This is a genomic window from Streptomyces sp. NPDC060002, from assembly GCF_042737245.1.
Classification (GTDB): Bacteria; Actinomycetota; Actinomycetes; order Streptomycetales; family Streptomycetaceae; genus Streptomyces.
The window spans coordinates 22486-39913 of record NZ_JBHWUW010000069.1 but is presented as its reverse complement, the minus strand read 5'-3'; the positions used below and the strand labels follow the sequence as shown (position 1 = coordinate 39913).

Below are 17428 nucleotides of genomic sequence, written 5' to 3'. Positions count from 1 at the left end.
GTCCGGGCCCCCCCTAACCCCTCCCGCGGGGGCCCCCCCCCCCCAAACCCCCCCCCCCCCGCTCCGGTTCACGCCTGCGAGGAGCCGTACGACGCTCAGACCTCCACCACGACCGGGAGGATCATCGGCCTGCGGCGATAGGTGTCGGAGACCCACTTGCCCAGCGTGCGGCGGATGAGCTGCTGGAGCTGATGGGGCTCGACCACGCCGTCCTGGGCGGAGCGTTCCAGGATCTCGGCGATCTTCGGGGTGACGGCCGAGAAGGCCGAGTCCTCGATGCCCGAGCCGCGGGCCTGGATGTGCGGGCCGCCGGTGATCTTGCCGGTGGAGGAGTCCACGACGACGAACACCGAGATGATGCCCTCGTCGCCCAGGATCTTCCGGTCCTTGAGGGCCGGCTCGCCCACGTCGCCGACCGAGAGGCCGTCGACATAGACGTAACCCGCCTGGACCTTGCCGGTGATCTTCGCCTTGCCCTCGACCAGGTCGACGACGACGCCGTCCTCGGCGATCACGATGCGGTCGTGCGGGACACCGGTCTTGGCGCCCAGCTCGGCGTTGGCGCGCAGATGGCGCCACTCACCGTGGACCGGCATCAGGTTCTTCGGGCGGCAGATGTTGTAGAAGTACAGGAGCTCGCCCGCGGACGCGTGGCCCGAGACGTGCACCTTGGCGTTGCCCTTGTGGACGACGTGCGCGCCCCAGCGGGTCAGGCCGTTGATCACGCGGTAGACCGCGTTCTCGTTGCCGGGGATGAGCGACGAGGCCAGGATCACCGTGTCGCCGGGGACGATGCGGATCTGGTGGTCGCGGTTGGCCATGCGGGACAGGGCAGCCATAGGTTCGCCCTGGGAGCCCGTGCAGACCAGGACCACCTCGTGGTCGGGCAGGTCGTCGAGCGTCTTGACGTCCACGACCAGGCCCGGCGGCACCTTCAGGTAGCCCAGGTCGCGGGCGATACCCATGTTGCGGACCATCGAGCGGCCCACGAAGGCGACCCGGCGTCCGTACTCGTGCGCGGTGTCCAGGATCTGCTGGATGCGGTGGATGTGGCTGGCGAAGCTGGCCACGATGATCCGCTTGCGCGCGTTGGCGAAGACCGTGCGCAGGACGTTGGAGATGTCCCGCTCGGGCGCCACGAAACCGGGGACCTCGGCGTTCGTGGAGTCGGAGAGAAGAAGGTCGATACCTTCCTCGCTCAGACGTGCGAACGCGTGCAGATCCGTGAGACGGCCGTCCAGCGGGAGCTGGTCCATCTTGAAATCGCCCGTGTGGATCACCATGCCCGCCGGTGTGCGGATGGCGACGGCGAGGGCGTCCGGGATCGAGTGGTTGACGGCGATGAACTCGCAGTCGAAGGGGCCGATGCGCTCACGGTGTCCCTCCGTCACCTCGAGGGTGTACGGGCGGATCCGGTGCTCCTGGAGCTTGGCCTCGATGAAGGCGAGGGTCAGCTTGGAGCCGATCAGCGGGATGTCCGGCTTCTCCCGGAGGAGGTAGGGGACGGCGCCGATGTGGTCCTCGTGACCATGGGTGAGGACGATGCCCTCGATGTCGTCGAGGCGGTCCCTGATGGACGTGAAGTCCGGCAGGATCAGGTCGATTCCGGGCTGCTCCTCCTCGGGGAAGAGCACGCCGCAGTCGACGATCAGCAGACGGCCGCCGTACTCGAAGACCGTCATGTTCCGGCCGATTTCGCCGAGGCCGCCGAGCGGGGTGACCCTGAGGCCGCCCGCCGGGAGCGGCGGGGGCGGGGCAAGTTCGGGATGCGGATGACTCAAAAGACTCTCCTCAACCACACACGCCACGTACCGGTGGGCACGTGGCGCGCGTGACGTTCGTGCAGTAGCAGTTGTTGTTGTGGATTGCAGGCACCGGAGGCCTGCTATTCAGTTGTGAAGTCTGTTGTCAGAGCTGTACCCCGCCCGCCGCAAGATCGATCTTGAGCTGTTCGATCTCTTCGGACGAGCACTCGACCATGGGGGAGCGCAGCGGGCCGGCGGGCAGGCCCAGCAGGGTGAGCGCCGCCTTGGTGGTCATCACGCCCTGGGTACGGAACATGCCCGTGTACACCGGGAGCAGCTTCTGGTGGATCTCGGTCGCCTTCTGGACGTCCCCGGCGGTGAACGCGTCGACGAGGGCGCGCAGGTCCGGGGTGACCACATGGCCGACGACCGAGACGAAACCGACCGCGCCCACGGAGAGCAGCGGCAGGTTCAGCATGTCGTCACCGGAGTACCAGGCCAGACCGGAGCGCGCGATGGCCCAGCTCGCGCGGCCCAGGTCGCCCTTGGCGTCCTTGTTGGCGACGATCCGCGGGTGCGCCGCGAGGCGGACCAGCGTCTCGGAACTGATCGGGACACCGCTGCGGCCGGGAATGTCGTAGAGCATGACCGGCAGGTCGGCGGCGTCGGCGACGGCCGTGAAGTGCCGGTACAGGCCCTCCTGAGGGGGCTTGTTGTAGTACGGGGTGACGACCAGGAGGCCTTGTGCGCCCGCCTTCTCGGCCGCGCGGGCGAGTTCGACACTGTGGTGGGTGTCGTTGGTGCCGACGCCGGCGACGACGTGGGCACGGTCTCCGACGGCTTCCTGGACGGCTCGTACCAGGTCCGATTTCTCCGCGTCACTGGTGGTGGGGGACTCGCCGGTGGTGCCGTTGACGATCAGGCCGTCGTTGCCTGCGTCCACCAGGTGGGTGGCGAGCCGCTGTGCGCCGTCGAGGTCGAGTGCGCCGTCCGCCGTGAAGGGCGTGACCATGGCGGTGAGGACCCGCCCGAAGGGGGTCTGCGGAGAGGAGGTCGGAGCCATGGGTGACACGCTACTCGTTACTCACCGTGGGGTCTGCCCTCGGGGGGTGCGAAAAGTCATGACAAAGATGGAACCCGGCACTGCCTGCTCGGGGGTTCAAGCAGTGCCGGGTCCGTTTGATCAGGCTAGATGAACTTCTCTAAATGCCGCAATACGGACACTTCGCGCGGGTGATCCGTACATACGTCTCCGTCGGCCCGTCTCCGTCGCCCCGTCCCGGCCGCGTCCGTCAGGGCGCCACTCGGCCGTTGGCATTGAAGGCCGCGTACGTGAGGGGCATGAGCTTGGCCCACTCGGCCTCCATCTTCTCGCCCACCATCTCGATCTCCCGCTGCGGGAAGGACGGGACCTTCGCCAGCTCGTGCTGGGTGCGCAGACCGAGGAAGTGCATCAGCGAGCGGGCGTTGCAGGTGGCGTACATCGAGGAGAACAGGCCGACCGGCAGGACCGCACGGGCGACCTCGCGGGCGACGCCGGCGGCGAGCATCTCCTGGTAGGCCTCGTAGGCCCGCCGGTAGGAGTCCTCCATGGTGCGGCCGACGAGCTCCTGCTGGGCCTGCGTGCCCTCGGCGAAGACGTACTTGCCGGGACGTCCCTGCTGGACGAGTTTGCGGGACTCGCCGGGGACGTAGAAGACGGGCTGGAGCTCCCGGTAGCGGCCGGACTCCTCGTTGTACGACCAGCCCACGCGGTGGCGCATGAACTCGCGGAAGACGAAGATCGGGGCACTGATGAAGAACGTCATCGAGTTGTGCTCGAAGGGGCTGCCGTGCCGGTCCCGCATCAGGTAGTTGATCAGGCCCTTCGAGCGCTCCGGGTCCTTGCCCAGCTCGTCCAGGGACTGTTCGCCGGCGGTCGAGACGCGGGCGGCGAAGAGCACGTCGGCGTCGGACGCGGTGTGCTTGACCAGTTCGACGGTGACGTCGCTGCGGAAGCCGGGCTTGAGGTCGTCGGCGGGGCTGTCGGTCACTGTGCGGGGGTCCTTCCATCGCGTCTTCGGAGCGGCGCCAACTCTACGGGGGCCGCCGAGCCGGGCGTCCACGGGCGTGCCGCGGGATTCGTGCGGGACGTCTGCCGATATGGGGCACGTTTTCGGGCACTCGCTCGTCTGTATCAGTGAAAGCGCCCGATCGAAAGCCCCAGGAGGAAGTACCCATCATGTTCCGCCGGCGCGAGCCCGTACCCTTCGCCTTCCTCGCCGAGGCCGACCGGTTCCGTAGCAATGTCGCTCCCCCGCCCTCCGAGCGGTCCTCCGCCGGGCAGATAGCCGGGCATTGGCTGTTGGGGCTCACCATCGTGGCCGCGCTGGTCGGCGCCCTGGTCATCGGGATGCCCGCGCTGAGCCTGGACCGTTCGGCGCAGACACAGGAGTCGCAGGCGTCCCAGGGGCACTGACGCCTCCCCCACCGCCCGAATGGCGTGGGAGGTACCCCCATGGCCCCCCGATGGTGGTGAGCCGGGACACAGGCGGATAACCTCACCGGGCACAGCCCACGCATGGACGAGTGAGGACCAGCCGTGCCCCTGCCCTTCCTGACGGCCGACCGCGCATTCGATGCGGCGGACGACGTCGCGTTGCCCTTCGAGGACCGTGAGCGCTGGCGGCGCCCCTACCGGCCCGGCCCCTGGCGGGTCGGGGTGGCCGCGCTGGCGCTGCTGCTCGCCTCGTACGTGCTGTTCGCGGCCGTCATCATCGCGTTGACCGGGTCGGTGTCCGAGGCCGGTGCGGTCTTCGGCTGTTCTCTGCTCGTGATCGCCGCTGCCCTGCGGTTGCTGCGTATGGGTGTGTGGGTGAGCGACCGCGGGCTGCGGCACGTGCGTTTCCTCCTCACCCGCACACTGCCCTGGGAGCGGGTCGTGGCGGTGCGGACCGTGCAGCAGCCGGTGCGCTGGCTGGGGCTGCCGCGGACCGTCCAGGGGCAGGCCCTGACCCTCGGACGGCGGGACCGTCCCAAGGAGGCCGCGCAGCTGCTGACCACGCACGGGGCGGACTTCCTGGCGCGTGGCGAGGCGTTCGACCGGGCGGCGGACGCGATCGAGGCGTGGGCCGCGGAGAACCGGCGCGGCTGATCCCTCGGCCACCGGATCCGACATCCGGCCGTGCGCCGAAGGGGCCGGTCCGCCACAGGTGCGGGCCGGCCCCTTCGGCGTACGGCTCAGGCGGTCTGCACCGGCTTGCCGTCGTGCAGGCTGATCGCGCGTTGCATCGCCTTGCGGGCCCGGGGGGTGTCCCGGGCGTCGTGGTAGGCGACGGCGAGACGGAACCAGGTGCGCCAGTCGTCGGGGGCCGCCTCGGTCTCGGCCTTGCGCCGGTCGAAGACCTCGTCGGCGGAGTCGCGGTCGACGCGGCCGCCCGCGGTGCGCTTCAGTTCGTCGACGGGCAGTCCGCCCTCGGCGTCGAGTTCGGCGGCGAGGGCGTTGGCGCGGTGGACGAACTGGGTGTTCTTCCACAGGAACCAGACGCCGATGACCGGCAGGATCAGCACCGCCACGCCGAAGGTGACGGTCAGGAGCGTGCCGGACTGGATGAGCATGACGCCGCGGCTGCCGACCAGGACGAAGTAGAAGACCAGGACGGCGGCCGTGACGGCGTAGGAGAGCTTGGCTCGCATGTCAGCCTCGGCCGAGGTCCAGGAAGTTTTCCAGGCCGAAGGTGAGGCCCGGCGTCGACACCACCCGGCGGGCGCCCAGCAGGATGCCCGGCATGAAGCTGCTGTGGTGCAGCGAGTCGTGGCGGACCGTGAGGGTCTCGCCCTCGCCGCCGAGCAGCACCTCCTGGTGGGCCAGCAGACCACGCAGCCGGACGGCGTGCACCGGGACGCCGTCGACGTTCGCGCCCCGCGCCCCGTCCAGACCCGTCTCCGTGGCGTCCGGCGCCGGGGCCGTGCCCGCCTCGCGACGGGCCTCGGCGATGAGCTGGGCGGTGCGCGTGGCGGTGCCCGAGGGCGCGTCCACCTTGTTGGGGTGGTGGAGTTCGACGACCTCGACGGACTCGAAGTACGGCGCGGCGATCTGCGCGAACTTCATGGTCAGGACGGCTCCGATGGAGAAGTTGGGCGCGATGAGCACGCCCGTCTCCGGTGACTCGGCCAGCCGGCCCGTCAGGTGCGCGAGGCGCTCCTCGGTCCAGCCGGTGGTGCCGACCACGGCGTGGATGCCGTGCCGTACGCAGTAGTCGAGGTTGTCCATGACCGAGGCGGGCGTGGTCAGTTCGACCACGACCTGGGCCCCGCTCTCGGTCAGCGTCTCGAGCTTGTCGCCCCGGCCGAGGGCGGCCACCAGCTCCATGTCCTCGGCGGCCTCGACCGCCCGTACCGCCTCGGAACCGATCCGGCCCTTGGCGCCGAGGACCGCCACGCGCAGCTTGCTCATCTGTTGTGCTTCCTTACCGAAGTTGCCGAAGGCCTGCCGGAGAGGGTCAGGCGACCGCGTCGTGCAGCCGGGCGGCCTGCTTGTCCTTGAGCGGGCCGATGACCGACAGCGACGGGCGCCGTCCCAGGATGTCGCGGGCCACCGAGCGGACCTCGTCCGGGGTCACCGCCGCTATCCGGGTCAGCATGTCGTCGACCGACATCTGCTCGCCCCAGCACAGCTCGCTCTTGCCGATGCGGTTCATGAGCGCGCCGGTGTCCTCCAGGCCGAGGACCGTGGAGCCCCTCAGCTGGCCGATGGCGCGGCCGATCTCCTCGTCGGACAGGCCGTGCTCGGCGACCTGGTCGAGTTCGTCCCGGCAGATCTTCAGCACGTCGTGCACCTGGCTCGGGCGGCAGCCCGCGTACACGCCGAAGAGGCCGCAGTCGGCGAAGCCGGAGGTGTACGAGTACACGCTGTAGGCCAGGCCGCGCTTCTCGCGGACCTCCTGGAAGAGGCGGGAGGACATGCCGCCGCCGAGGGCCGTGTTCAGCACGCCGAGCGCCCAGCGCCGGTCGTCCGTGCGGGCCAGGCCCGGCATGCCGAGGACGACATGCGCCTGTTCCGTCTTGCGGCCGATCAGCTCGACGCGGCCGGCGGAGCGGATCGCGCGCCGGCCGTCGCGCGGGGCGATGGGTGTGGCGTCCGGGTTCTTGAGGGCGCCCGCGTTCTCGAAGGCCGCGCGGACCTGGCGTACGACCTTGTTGTGGTCGATGTTGCCGGCGGCCGCGACCACGAGGTGGGTCGGGTCGTAGTGCTTCTTGTAGAAGCGGCGGATGCGGTCGGCGGTGAGGGCGTTGACCGTGTCGACTGTGCCGAGGACCGGGCGGCCGAGGGCGTTGTCGCCGAACATCGTGTGCGCGAACAGGTCGTGCACACAGTCGCCGGGATCGTCCTCGGTCATCGCGATCTCCTCGAGGATCGCGCCGCGCTCGACGTTGACGTCCTCCTCGCGGATGAGGGAGCCCGTGAGCATGTCGCAGACGACGTCGATGGCGAGCGGCAGGTCGGCGTCGAGCACGCGCGCGTAGTAGCACGTGTACTCCTTGGCCGTGAACGCGTTCATCTCGCCGCCGACCGCGTCTATGGCGGAGGAGATGTCCAGCGCCGACCTGCGGTGCGTCCCCTTGAAGAGGAGGTGCTCCAGGTAGTGGGTGGCGCCGTTCAGGGCTGGCGTCTCGTCGCGGGAGCCGACGTGCGCCCAGATGCCGAAGGTGGCGGAGCGGACCGAGGGGAGGGTCTCGGTGACGATGCGCAGGCCGCCCGGGAGGGTGGTCTTGCGGACGACACCGATGCCGGCCGTGCCCTTGATCAGGGTTTGGGTACGGGCAACGGCCCGCGCCTCCGAAGAGGTGCGGGCCGTGGCCTGGGAGCTACTCGACGTCACTTGTCGGTGTCGTCCTTCGTGTCCTCATCAGCTTCCTCGCCCTCGATCACGGGGATCAGGGAGAGCTTGCCGCGGGAGTCGATCTCGGCGATCTCGACCTGGACCTTGGAGCCCACACCGAGTACGTCCTCGACGTTCTCCACGCGCTTGCCACCGGCGAGCTTGCGGATCTGCGAGATGTGCAGCAGACCGTCCTTGCCCGGGAGCAGCGACACGAACGCACCGAAGGTGGTGGTCTTGACGACCGTACCCAGGTAGCGCTCGCCGACCTCCGGCATGGTCGGGTTGGCGATGCCGTTGATCGTGGCGCGGGCGGCTTCGGCCTGCGAGCCGACCTGGGCACCGATGTAGATGGTGCCGTCGTCCTCGATCGTGATCTCGGCGCCGGTGTCCTCCTGGATCTGGTTGATCATCTTGCCCTTGGGGCCGATGACCTCACCGATCTTGTCCACGGGGATCTTGACGGTGATGATCCGCGGGGCGTTCGGGGACATCTCGTCCGGCGTGTCGATCGCTTCCATCATCACGTCGAGGATGTGGAGGCGGGCGTCGCGGGCCTGCTTGAGGGCCGCGGCCAGGACGGAGGCCGGGATGCCGTCCAGCTTGGTGTCGAGCTGGAGGGCGGTGACGAACTCCTTGGTGCCGGCGACCTTGAAGTCCATGTCGCCGAAGGCGTCCTCCGCACCGAGGATGTCGGTGAGGGCGACGTAGTGCGTCTCGCCGTTGATCTCCTGGGAGATCAGACCCATGGCGATACCGGCGACGGGGGCCTTCAGCGGCACACCGGCGTTCAGCAGCGACATGGTGGAGGCGCAGACCGAGCCCATGGACGTCGAGCCGTTGGAGCCGAGGGCCTCGGACACCTGACGGATCGCGTAGGGGAACTCCTCGCGCGTCGGCAGGACCGGCACGATGGCGCGCTCGGCGAGGGCGCCGTGGCCGATCTCGCGGCGCTTGGGCGAGCCCACGCGGCCGGTCTCGCCGACGGAGTACGGCGGGAAGTTGTAGTTGTGCATGTAGCGCTTGCGGGTCACCGGGGAGAGGGTGTCCAGCTGCTGCTCCATCCGGAGCATGTTGAGGGTGGTGACGCCCAGGATCTGGGTCTCGCCACGCTCGAACAGCGCCGAGCCGTGCACGCGCGGGATGGCCTCGACCTCGGCGGCGAGCGTACGGATGTCCGTGACGCCGCGGCCGTCGATGCGCGTCTTCTCCTTGATCACGCGCTCACGGACCAGCTGCTTGGTGAGCGAGCGGTACGCGGCGGAGATCTCCCTCTCGCGACCCTCGAACTCCGGCAGGAGCTTCTCGGCGGCGAGCGCCTTGACGCGGTCCAGCTCGGCCTCGCGGTCCTGCTTGCCGGCGATGGTCAGCGCGGAGGCGAGCTCCGGGCGGACGGCGGCGGACAGCGCCTCCAGGATGTCGTCCTGGTAGTCGAGGAAGACCGGGAAGTCGCCGGTCGGCTTCGCGGCCTTGGCGGCGAGGTCGGCCTGGGCCTTGCAGAGCACCTTGATGAAGGGCTTCGCGGCGTCCAGACCGGCGGCGACGACCTCCTCGGTCGGCGCCTCGGCGCCGCCCGCGACCAGCTGGATGGTCTTGTCGGTGGCCTCGGCCTCGACCATCATGATCGCGACGTCGCCGTCCTCCAGGACGCGGCCGGCGACGACCATGTCGAAGACGGCGTCCTCGAGCTCGGTGTGCGTCGGGAACGCGACCCACTGACCGTTGATCAGCGCGACGCGGACGCCGCCGATCGGGCCGGAGAAGGGCAGACCGGCCAGCTGCGTGGACGCGGAGGCGGCGTTGATCGCCACGACGTCGTACAGGTGGTCGGGGTTGAGCGCCATGATCGTGGCGACGACCTGGATCTCGTTGCGCAGGCCCTTCCTGAAGGACGGGCGCAGCGGCCGGTCGATCAGGCGGCAGGTGAGGATGGCGTCCTCGGAGGGGCGGCCCTCACGGCGGAAGAAGCTGCCGGGGATCTTGCCGGCGGCGTACATCCGCTCCTCGACGTCCACCGTGAGGGGGAAGAAGTCGAGCTGGTCCTTGGGGTTCTTGGAGGCGGTGGTGGCCGACAGCACCATGGTGTCGTCGTCCAGGTACGCCACGGCGGAGCCGGCGGCCTGCTTGGCCAGGCGGCCCGTCTCGAAGCGGATGGTGCGGGTGCCGAAAGTGCCGTTGTCGATGACGGCCTCGGCGTAGTGGGTCTCGTTCTCCACTAGCATTTTCTCCGTTACTTGTCGTCTTTCGTCCCTCGCTGCCCGTGTGGCAGGGGGACGGTGGCGGAGAAACGCTCGGTGCGGGCCGGTCTTCGATCGAAGCACCCGGGGATCTCTTTCCCGGGGGCCACTACCGAGGACCGGCGGCGGCGAGGCGCGCTTCTCCTCGTTCGGTGGGCGTGCTGACGTCTACCCGCAGCGAGTGCACGTCATCACGCTGTGTCGTACGTACGGCGTTGTGCTACCACACTACAAAGCGTTGGTGACACTCCGCACGTTCCCGCACGGCGACAGGGTGTACGACGAGCCCTGTCGCCGGTGGTACATCGCGTGTACCGGTGCATGCTGATTCGTACCACTGTGTACCGGTACGTACAGCAAAAGGGAGCGGTCCCGATGGTCGGGAACCGCTCCCCTCACGGCGTCCTACTTGGAACCGCCCGCCGCACCACGGCGGATGCCGAGGCGGTCGACCAGCGCACGGAAGCGCTGGATGTCCTTCTTGGCGAGGTACTGCAGAAGGCGGCGACGCTGACCGACCAGGATCAGCAGACCACGACGGGAGTGGTGGTCGTGCTTGTGCGTCTTGAGGTGCTCGGTCAGGTCCGAGATCCGGCGCGACAGCATGGCGACCTGGACCTCGGGGGAGCCGGTGTCGCCCTCCTTCTGACCGAACTCGGTGATGAGCTGCTTCTTCGTAGCGGCGTCGAGCGGCACGCGTACTCCTCGTAGTCTTTTCATGGCCACCGAGTGCCCCCGGTCTATGTCTCGGGGGAGCTTCCGTTACTCGGGAGGCGGGATCCGCTGAGCGCGACCTCCAGAACCTTCAGGGACTCCCTGAGGGCGTATCCGGGGGTGCGTACACAAACGGCCGAAAGCCAGGGTAGCAGGCCGGGACGCCGGGCTTGTCCGGGATATCGCGGCGGGCGGTCCGGCCGTGCCGCACCGCGCGGGGGCAGTGTACGGGCGACGACGCCGGGCCGGAACGTAAAGGAAGAACCTCTGAGCTGGGGGAACGCCGACAAGTAGGGTGACGCCACAGCTCGTTGGAACAGCGGGAACTCAGTGGAGAGGGTCGGAGCCGACATGGCCGATGCCGAGGACAAAGACGTCAAAGCACGCAAGGAGCGGGAGCGGGACGAGCTGTACGCGCTCGACATCTCCGGCGTCGAGTGGCAGTGCGCCCCGGGCACGGAGGAGCACGAGGAGCGCGTCGAGATCGCCCACCTGCCCGAGGGGGCCGTGGCGATGCGGTCGTCGCTCGACCCGGAGACGGTGCTGCGCTATACGGAGGCGGAGTGGCGGGCCTTCGTGCTGGGTGCACGGGACGGCGAGTTCGACCTGGAGCCGGCGCCGCACGACAGGGGGTCCGCCGCGCGGTAGCCGGGCCGGCGGCCGGTGTGTGCCGGCCGCCGCTCCTGCACACCGGGTGCGGCGGTGAGCCGGGACCGGAGCGCGGCGCCGCACGACAGGGGGTCCGCCGCGCGGTAGCCGGGCCGGCGGCCGGTGTGTGCCGGCCGCCGCTCCTGCGCCCGAGCGGGCGAGGACGGTGTGGGCGGGCGGGGGCCGAAGCTCGCGCTCGACGTCGTGCGGCCTGATCGGCTCGCGGGCGGCCTCCTTCCACGGCCGCCCGGCGGTCAGCCCGTCATCGACCGGGCCGCCGCGTACACGTCGAAGACGGCCAGTGCCAGCGGGACGAGCGTCAGCAGCACGAAGCCCTCGGCGAGCTCCATGAAACGGCCCCAGAACGGCGTGAGGCCGCCCCGCGAGCCGATCAGGCCGATCGCGGTGACGATCGCGGACGCCGCCGCGATCGCCGCGACGAGCCAGACGGTACGGATGTCCAGGTCGGTGCGGTCGCCCGTCAGCGCGTCGCGGATCACCGAGTGCGGCGGGTTCAGCGCCAGACCGAGTCCGAGCAGGACGAGGGAGCCGAGCCCCGCCGCCAGTACGGGGGCGACCTGGGCGGTGTAGCGGAACAGGTGGGCGCGCATCAGCAGGGCGATGCCCGCGGCCAGGGCGAGGAGCCGGGCCCAGACGTCGTCGGAGAACCCGAGAACCGCGCAGGCGCCGACCGTGATCACCGCACAGCCGCCCACCAGGCCGACCAGGAGTTCGTGTCCGCGGCGGGCCTGGGCGGCGATCCGCTCGGCGTCGACCGGCTCCCGTGGGAGGGGATCGGCGCCGTACGCGCCGCGCGGAGCGGTGGCCGGGGCGTCGAAGCCGATCGGCAGGCGGGCGAAGCGCATGGACAGGCCGGGCAGGAAGGCCAGCGCGCCCACGCCGACGGGGGCGCACAGGGCGGCGGTCTCGGCCGGTGTCCAGTGCGCGAGGATCGCCGCGAACACCGCAGCCAGGCCGGCGCCGGAGGCGACCACGAAGGCGACGAACGGTCCGTCCCCGCGTGGGGAGCACAGGGTGAGGAGCACCGCGGCGAGCAGCACCGCGGCGCAGGCCAGCAGGAACTGGAGCCTGCCGATGCCCTGCCCGTCGGCGAGCGGGAGGAGTCCGGAGCCCGCCACGCCCACGTTGGGCAGCGCGCCGAGCCCGAGGGCGACGGCCGAGCCCCGGTCGTCGTAGACGCGGGCCCGGACACAGGCGAGGGCGACCAGCAGGACACCGACGACCGCGGCCAGGACGCCGGGCAGGCCGTACATGTCGTGACGCGGGTCGCCGGTCCAGGCCACGAAGGCGAGCAGGGCCGGCAGGACCCCTCCGCCGACGAGACCCGCGGCGCGGGTCAGCTCACCGCTCCACAGGGTGTGCTCGCGCGTCACGGCCGAGGCGACCGCCTCCGACACGTCGTCGAAGACGGCGGGCGGCAGCGACTCGGAGAAGGGCCGCAGCGTGAGGAGCTCGCCGTCGAGGATGTGCTGGGCGGCGAACGAACGGGAACTGTCGAGGACGGTGCCGTCCCGGCGGACGAGGTGGTAGCCGACCGGAGCGCCCTCGGCGGGGCTCTGCCGGGAGAGCCGGAGGATCTCCGGGTGGATGTCGGCGACGGGGACGTCGTCGGGCAGCGCCACGTCGATCCGGCTGTCGGGGGCGACGATGGTGACCCGGCAGAAACCGAGCCCCGTCCCCGCCGCGGGAGCGGCTCCGGTGCCGCGCCCTTCTCCGGTGGCTGCCGCGGAGGCCGCGATACTCACCTGCTGCTCCCCCTCAGTGATGGTTCCGCGTCGGCGTGTTCGGCGTCGGTCGGCGGTGTGAAGGTTCCGCGCCGGATGGTGCGCGGCGCGGCCCGCGGGTGTGCTCACGCGAACATCCGGCACCCTACCGCCCCTTGGCCGTACGGGCAGTCAGTAGGATCACGCGGCGGCCCGCGTCCGTCCGGCACGGGGCGGCGGACGAAGTCTTCCGGGGTCGCGCAAGGGGATTCGGGGCCTCGCAAGGGGGTTGGTGAGCAGTGAGCCACATCGTCGTGAAGCGCCAGCCACGGGCGCTGCCGTCCGAGGTTCCCACGGGCGAGGTCGTTCTGCAGCCTCCGCCGGAGCTGCCGCGGGGCCATCAGGAGAGCGTGCTGATGCAACTGCTGCCGACGCTCGGCATGGGCGGCTCGGTGGTCTTCTTCTTCACGAGCGGGCAGCCGTTCATGCGCATCATGGGCATGGTCATGATCGCCTCGACCGTGGCCATGTCGATCGCGATGGTGGTGCGCTTCCGGCGCGGGTCACAGGGGCAGTTGGCGGATCTGCGCCGCGACTACCTGAGCTATCTGGCGCAGACCCGGCGCACCGCGCTCGACACCGCGCGGGCGCAGCGTGACGCGCAGTACTACCTGCACCCCTCCCCCGAGCAGCTGTGGGCGCTGGTCGCCGAGGGCAGCCGGGTGTGGGAACGGCGGCCCGGGGACGAGGACTTCGGCCAGGTCCGCGTCGGCCTCGGCGCGCAGGCCCTCGCCACCCCGCTGATCGCCCCCGAGACCGGCCCGGTGGAGCAGCTGGAGCCGCTGACCGCGGGCGCGCTCCAGCGCTTCCTCGCCGTCCACGACAGCCTCGACGACCTGCCGATGGCCGTCTCCCTGCGCGCCTTCTACCACGTCACGGTCAGCGGTGAGCCGCGGTCGGTGCGCTCCTGCGCCCGTGCCCTGGCCGGTTCGCTGGCCGCGCTGCACTCGTCCGAGGACCTGGTTCTCGTCGTCGCGGCGGGCCGGGAGGAACTGCCGCACTGGGAGTGGGCCAAGTGGCTGCCGCACGTCCAGGCGTCCGGGGCCGTGGACGGGGCGGGCAGCCGCAGACTGATCGGCGCCGACACCCATGAGCTGGAGAACCTGCTCGGGGCCCGGCTGACCGGTCGCCCGCGGTTCCATCCGCACGCGACGCCGCTGCCCGACGAGCCGCACATCGTCGTCGTCCTCGACGGCGTCTCCCTCCCCCCGGACTCGGTCCTGGCCAATCCCGAGGGTCTCCAGGGCGTGACGGTCCTCGAGATCGTCCCCGGTGAGCCGACGGGGGCCGGCGGCGAGCTCGACATCGTCGTACAGCCCGGGTCGCTGCGGCTGGAGTCGGGACACGGCGCCGTGTACGAGGGGACGCCCGACGCGCTCTCCCCGGAGTCCGCCGAGGCGCTCGCCCGGCAGCTCGCCCCGCTGCGGATGGCCTCCGGCGGGGACGACGACGAGCCGCTGCTGGCCAACCTGGAGTTCACCGACCTGCTGAACCTCGGAGACGCGGCGTCCGTGGACACCCGGCGCACCTGGCGGCCGCGTTCACTGGCGGAGCGGCTGCGGGTGCCGATCGGGGTGGGCGAGGACGGCCGTCCGGTGATGCTGGACCTCAAGGAGGCGGCGCAGGAGGGCATGGGCCCGCACGGTCTGTGCGTGGGCGCGACGGGCTCCGGCAAGTCCGAGCTGCTGCGCACCCTGGTGCTGGGCCTGGCGGTCACCCACTCCTCCGAGACCCTGAACTTCGTCCTCGCCGACTTCAAGGGCGGCGCGACCTTCGCCGGCATGGCGCAGATGCCGCACGTGGCGGCCGTGATCACCAACCTGGCGGACGACCTGACGCTGGTGGACCGGATGGGCGACTCCATCCGGGGTGAACTCAACCGCCGTCAGGAGCTGCTGCGGGACGCGGGCAACTACGCCAACATCCACGACTACGAGAAGGCGCGGGCCGCGGGCGCCGCCCTCCAGCCGATCCCCTCCCTGGTCCTGGTGATCGACGAGTTCAGCGAGTTGCTGACGGCGAAGCCGGACTTCATCGAGATGTTCGTGCAGATCGGCCGGATCGGCCGCTCGCTCGGTGTGCACCTGCTGCTGGCCTCGCAGCGCCTGGAGGAGGGCCGCCTGCGCGGCCTGGAGACCTATCTGTCGTACCGCGTCGGCCTGCGCACCTTCTCGGCGGCTGAGTCGCGGGCGGCGCTGGGCGTGCCCGACGCGTACTCGCTGCCGAACGTGCCGGGTTCCGGCTTCCTGAAGTTCGGCACGGACGAGATGGTGCGGTTCAAGGCGGCGTACGTGTCCGGGGTCCACCGCTCGGGCGCTCAGCGGACGGCGGCGGGGGGCGGCCCGCTGCCGGTGGACCGGCGGCCGGTGCTGTTCACCTCGGCGGAGGTGCCGGTGCGGTACGCGGCCGTGCCGCAGGCACGCCCGTCCGGCGACGCGGAGGTGGACGACGCGCTCGCGGACACCGTGCTCGACGTGATCGTGCGCCGGCTGGAGGCCCAGGGCCCGGCGGCGCACCAGGTGTGGCTGCCGCCACTGGACAGCCCGCCGTCGCTGGACGCGCTGCTGCCGGGGCTCACGGCGGTGCCGGGCCGCGGTCTCACCCAGCCGGGCTACGAGGGTGCGGGCCGGCTGGTCGTGCCGGTGGGTCTGGTGGACAAGCCGTTCGAGCAGCGCCGTGACTCCCTCTGGGTGGACTTCTCCGGCGCCGCGGGCCATATGCAGATCGTCGGCGGCCCGCAGTCCGGCAAGTCGACCCTGCTGCGCTCGCTGATCTGCTCCTTCGCCCTCACCCACACGCCGCACGAGGTCCAGTTCTACGGCCTCGACTTCGGCGGCGGCGGAATGGCGTCGGTGGCCGGGCTGCCGCACGTGGGCGGGGTCGCCTCCCGGCTCGACCCGGAGCGGGTACGGCGCACGGTGGCCGAGGTGTACGGCGTGCTGACCCGCCGTGAGGAGTACTTCCGCTCGGCCGGCATCCCGTCGATCGCGGAGTTCCGGGCCAGGCGGGCCCGCGGGGACATCTCGGTCACGGACCAGCCCTGGGGCGATGTGTTCCTGGTCGTCGACGGATGGGGCAACTTCCGGTCGGAGTACGAGGCGATGGACCAGGTGATCCTCGACATCGCGGCGCGCGGCCTCGGCTACGGCGTCCACCTGGTGCTGACCGCCTCGCGTTCGATGGAGGTCAGGGCCGCCCTCAAGGACCAGCTGATGAACCGCCTCGAACTGCGGCTCGGCGACACGATGGACTCCGAGATCGACCGCAAGGTCGCCGCGAACGTCCCGGCGGGCGTCCCGGGCCGTGGCCAGTCGCCGCAGAAACAGCACTTCATGGCCGCGGTGCCGCGCATCGACGGCCTCGCCTCCGACACGGGCCTCGCCGACGCCACGCAAGCGCTGACCACGGAGGTCTCCCGGCAGTGGGAGGCGGCGCCCGCGCCTGAAGTACGGCTGCTGCCGCGGGAGTTCCCGGCCGCCTCGCTGCCGCCGGGCGACCGCTTCCCGCGCCGCGGGGTCGCCTTCGCTCTCGACGAGGACCGTCTCGAGCCGGTCTACGTCGACTTCGAGCAGGATCCGTTCCTCCTCGTCCTCGGCGAGAGCGAGTCCGGCAAGTCGAACCTGCTGCGGCTGCTGATCAGGCAACTGACCCAGCGCTACACGGGCGACGAGTGCAAGCTGTTCGTGGTCGACAACCGGCGCTCCCTGCTGGACGTGACGCCGGAGTCCCACCTGGCCGAGTACATCCCGATGTCCAACGCCATGGACCACCACATGGCCGCGCTGGCCGACCTGATGAAGCGCCGGGCCCCGACGGCCGAGGTGACGGCGCGGCAACTCCGGGACCGCAGCTGGTGGCGCGGGCCGACGGTGTTCGTCGTCGTCGACGACTACGACCTCGTGGCGACGTCGAGCGGCAATCCGCTGGCGGGACTGACGGAACTGCTGCCGTTCGCCCGGGACGTCGGGGTGCGGTTCATCATCGCGCGGTCGACGGCGGGTGCGGGGCGGGCGTCGTACGAGGCGTTCCTGCAGCGGATCAAGGAACTGGGCGCCCAGGGTGTGGTGTTGGCGGGTGACCCCGGAGAGGGCGACCTCCTCGGGGGCGTACGGCCTCGTCCGATGCCCGCGGGGCGCGGGGTCTTCGTCTCACGGCGACGGGGGAAGCCTTTGGTGCAGGTGGGGTTGGCGCCGGAGGGGATGTAGGGGGTGGAGGGGGCGGGCGTACTCGCGTCCACCCGAAGGGACTCGCCGGGGCTGGAATCGGCGGGGCTGGAATCGGCGGGCTCCGCTGCGCCGCCGTCAAGCCGGACGGCGGTGAATTGGGGAAAGTAGGGTGAGATCCGTGAACTCACTCGAACGGGGTTCATGGATCTGGCCTGTTGATACATCGACGGAACCGTCCCGTCTGCCGGACGGGCTTCACGGGGACACGGGGAC

General features: G+C 70.7%; 13 protein-coding genes. 4 read left to right on the top strand and 9 right to left on the bottom strand.

What is annotated here, in order from left to right:
* Positions 1-95 precede the first annotated feature (95 nt).
* From ACFWBD_RS36755 to thyX, 3 genes are all read right to left on the bottom strand, one after another.
* A complete protein-coding gene (locus ACFWBD_RS36755; RefSeq protein ID WP_385676935.1) occupies positions 96-1781 on the bottom strand; it encodes a ribonuclease J in 1686 nt (561 codons plus the stop codon).
* A gap of 127 nt (positions 1782-1908) precedes the next feature.
* A complete protein-coding gene (gene dapA, locus ACFWBD_RS36750) occupies positions 1909-2808 on the bottom strand; it encodes a 4-hydroxy-tetrahydrodipicolinate synthase (protein WP_385676932.1) in 900 nt (299 codons plus the stop codon).
* A 229-nt stretch (positions 2809-3037) separates the two neighbouring features.
* Positions 3038-3778: an FAD-dependent thymidylate synthase gene (gene thyX, locus ACFWBD_RS36745; RefSeq protein WP_385676929.1), complete on the bottom strand. Its 741-nt coding sequence runs from the start codon at positions 3776-3778 to the stop codon at positions 3038-3040.
* Positions 3779-3966: 188 nt separating this feature from the next.
* On the opposite strand from thyX, the gene ACFWBD_RS36740 reads away from it, so the two are divergent.
* On the top strand, positions 3967-4203 hold the full coding sequence (locus ACFWBD_RS36740; RefSeq protein WP_385676926.1) for a hypothetical protein: 237 nt from the start codon (positions 3967-3969) through the stop codon (positions 4201-4203).
* 123 nt (positions 4204-4326) lie between these two features.
* Entirely contained in the window at positions 4327-4878 is a 552-nt protein-coding gene (locus tag ACFWBD_RS36735) for a hypothetical protein (RefSeq protein ID WP_385676923.1), read from the top strand.
* A gap of 86 nt (positions 4879-4964) precedes the next feature.
* Here the strand turns inward: ACFWBD_RS36735 and ACFWBD_RS36730 are convergent, their stop codons facing one another.
* From ACFWBD_RS36730 to rpsO, 5 genes are all read right to left on the bottom strand, one after another.
* Positions 4965-5420 carry a hypothetical protein gene (locus tag ACFWBD_RS36730; RefSeq protein ID WP_351767724.1) on the bottom strand — a complete coding sequence of 152 codons (456 nt, stop codon included), beginning with the start codon at positions 5418-5420 and terminating at the stop codon, positions 4965-4967.
* A 1-nt stretch (position 5421) separates the two neighbouring features.
* Positions 5422-6180: a 4-hydroxy-tetrahydrodipicolinate reductase gene (dapB, locus tag ACFWBD_RS36725; RefSeq protein ID WP_385676919.1), complete on the bottom strand. Its 759-nt coding sequence runs from the start codon at positions 6178-6180 to the stop codon at positions 5422-5424.
* 46 nt (positions 6181-6226) lie between these two features.
* On the bottom strand, positions 6227-7606 hold the full coding sequence (locus tag ACFWBD_RS36720) for a M16 family metallopeptidase (protein ID WP_385676916.1): 1380 nt from the start codon (positions 7604-7606) through the stop codon (positions 6227-6229).
* On the bottom strand, positions 7603-9822 hold the full coding sequence (locus tag ACFWBD_RS36715) for a polyribonucleotide nucleotidyltransferase (protein WP_385676913.1): 2220 nt from the start codon (positions 9820-9822) through the stop codon (positions 7603-7605). The genes ACFWBD_RS36720 and ACFWBD_RS36715 overlap by 4 nt, the downstream gene beginning before the upstream one ends.
* 426 nt (positions 9823-10248) lie before the next feature.
* A complete protein-coding gene (rpsO, locus tag ACFWBD_RS36710; RefSeq protein WP_351767721.1) occupies positions 10249-10539 on the bottom strand; it encodes a 30S ribosomal protein S15 in 291 nt (96 codons plus the stop codon).
* A 369-nt stretch (positions 10540-10908) separates the two neighbouring features.
* On the opposite strand from rpsO, the gene ACFWBD_RS36705 reads away from it, so the two are divergent.
* A complete protein-coding gene (locus ACFWBD_RS36705; RefSeq protein WP_385676910.1) occupies positions 10909-11205 on the top strand; it encodes a DUF397 domain-containing protein in 297 nt (98 codons plus the stop codon).
* A 254-nt stretch (positions 11206-11459) separates the two neighbouring features.
* On the opposite strand, the gene eccD is transcribed toward ACFWBD_RS36705, so the two are convergent.
* A complete protein-coding gene (gene eccD, locus ACFWBD_RS36700; protein WP_385676907.1) occupies positions 11460-12971 on the bottom strand; it encodes a type VII secretion integral membrane protein EccD in 1512 nt (503 codons plus the stop codon).
* A gap of 257 nt (positions 12972-13228) precedes the next feature.
* Between eccD and eccCa the strand changes: the two genes are divergently transcribed.
* The gene (gene eccCa, locus ACFWBD_RS36695; RefSeq protein WP_385676904.1) at positions 13229-17194 is read left to right on the top strand and encodes a type VII secretion protein EccCa; all 3966 of its coding nucleotides are present in this window, start codon (positions 13229-13231) and stop codon (positions 17192-17194) included.
* The last annotated feature ends 234 nt before the right edge of the window (positions 17195-17428 follow it).

Bases quoted from the DNA above. Each gene is read 5' to 3' on its own strand.
- dapA (WP_385676932.1), bottom strand. From the start codon at position 2,808: ATGGCTCCGACCTCCTCTCCGCAGACCCCCTTCGGGCGGGTCCTCACC.
- ACFWBD_RS36740 (WP_385676926.1), top strand. From the start codon at position 3,967: ATGTTCCGCCGGCGCGAGCCCGTACCCTTCGCCTTCCTCGCCGAGGCC.
- ACFWBD_RS36730 (WP_351767724.1), bottom strand. From the start codon at position 5,420: ATGCGAGCCAAGCTCTCCTACGCCGTCACGGCCGCCGTCCTGGTCTTC.
- dapB (WP_385676919.1), bottom strand. From the start codon at position 6,180: ATGAGCAAGCTGCGCGTGGCGGTCCTCGGCGCCAAGGGCCGGATCGGT.
- ACFWBD_RS36705 (WP_385676910.1), top strand. From the start codon at position 10,909: ATGGCCGATGCCGAGGACAAAGACGTCAAAGCACGCAAGGAGCGGGAG.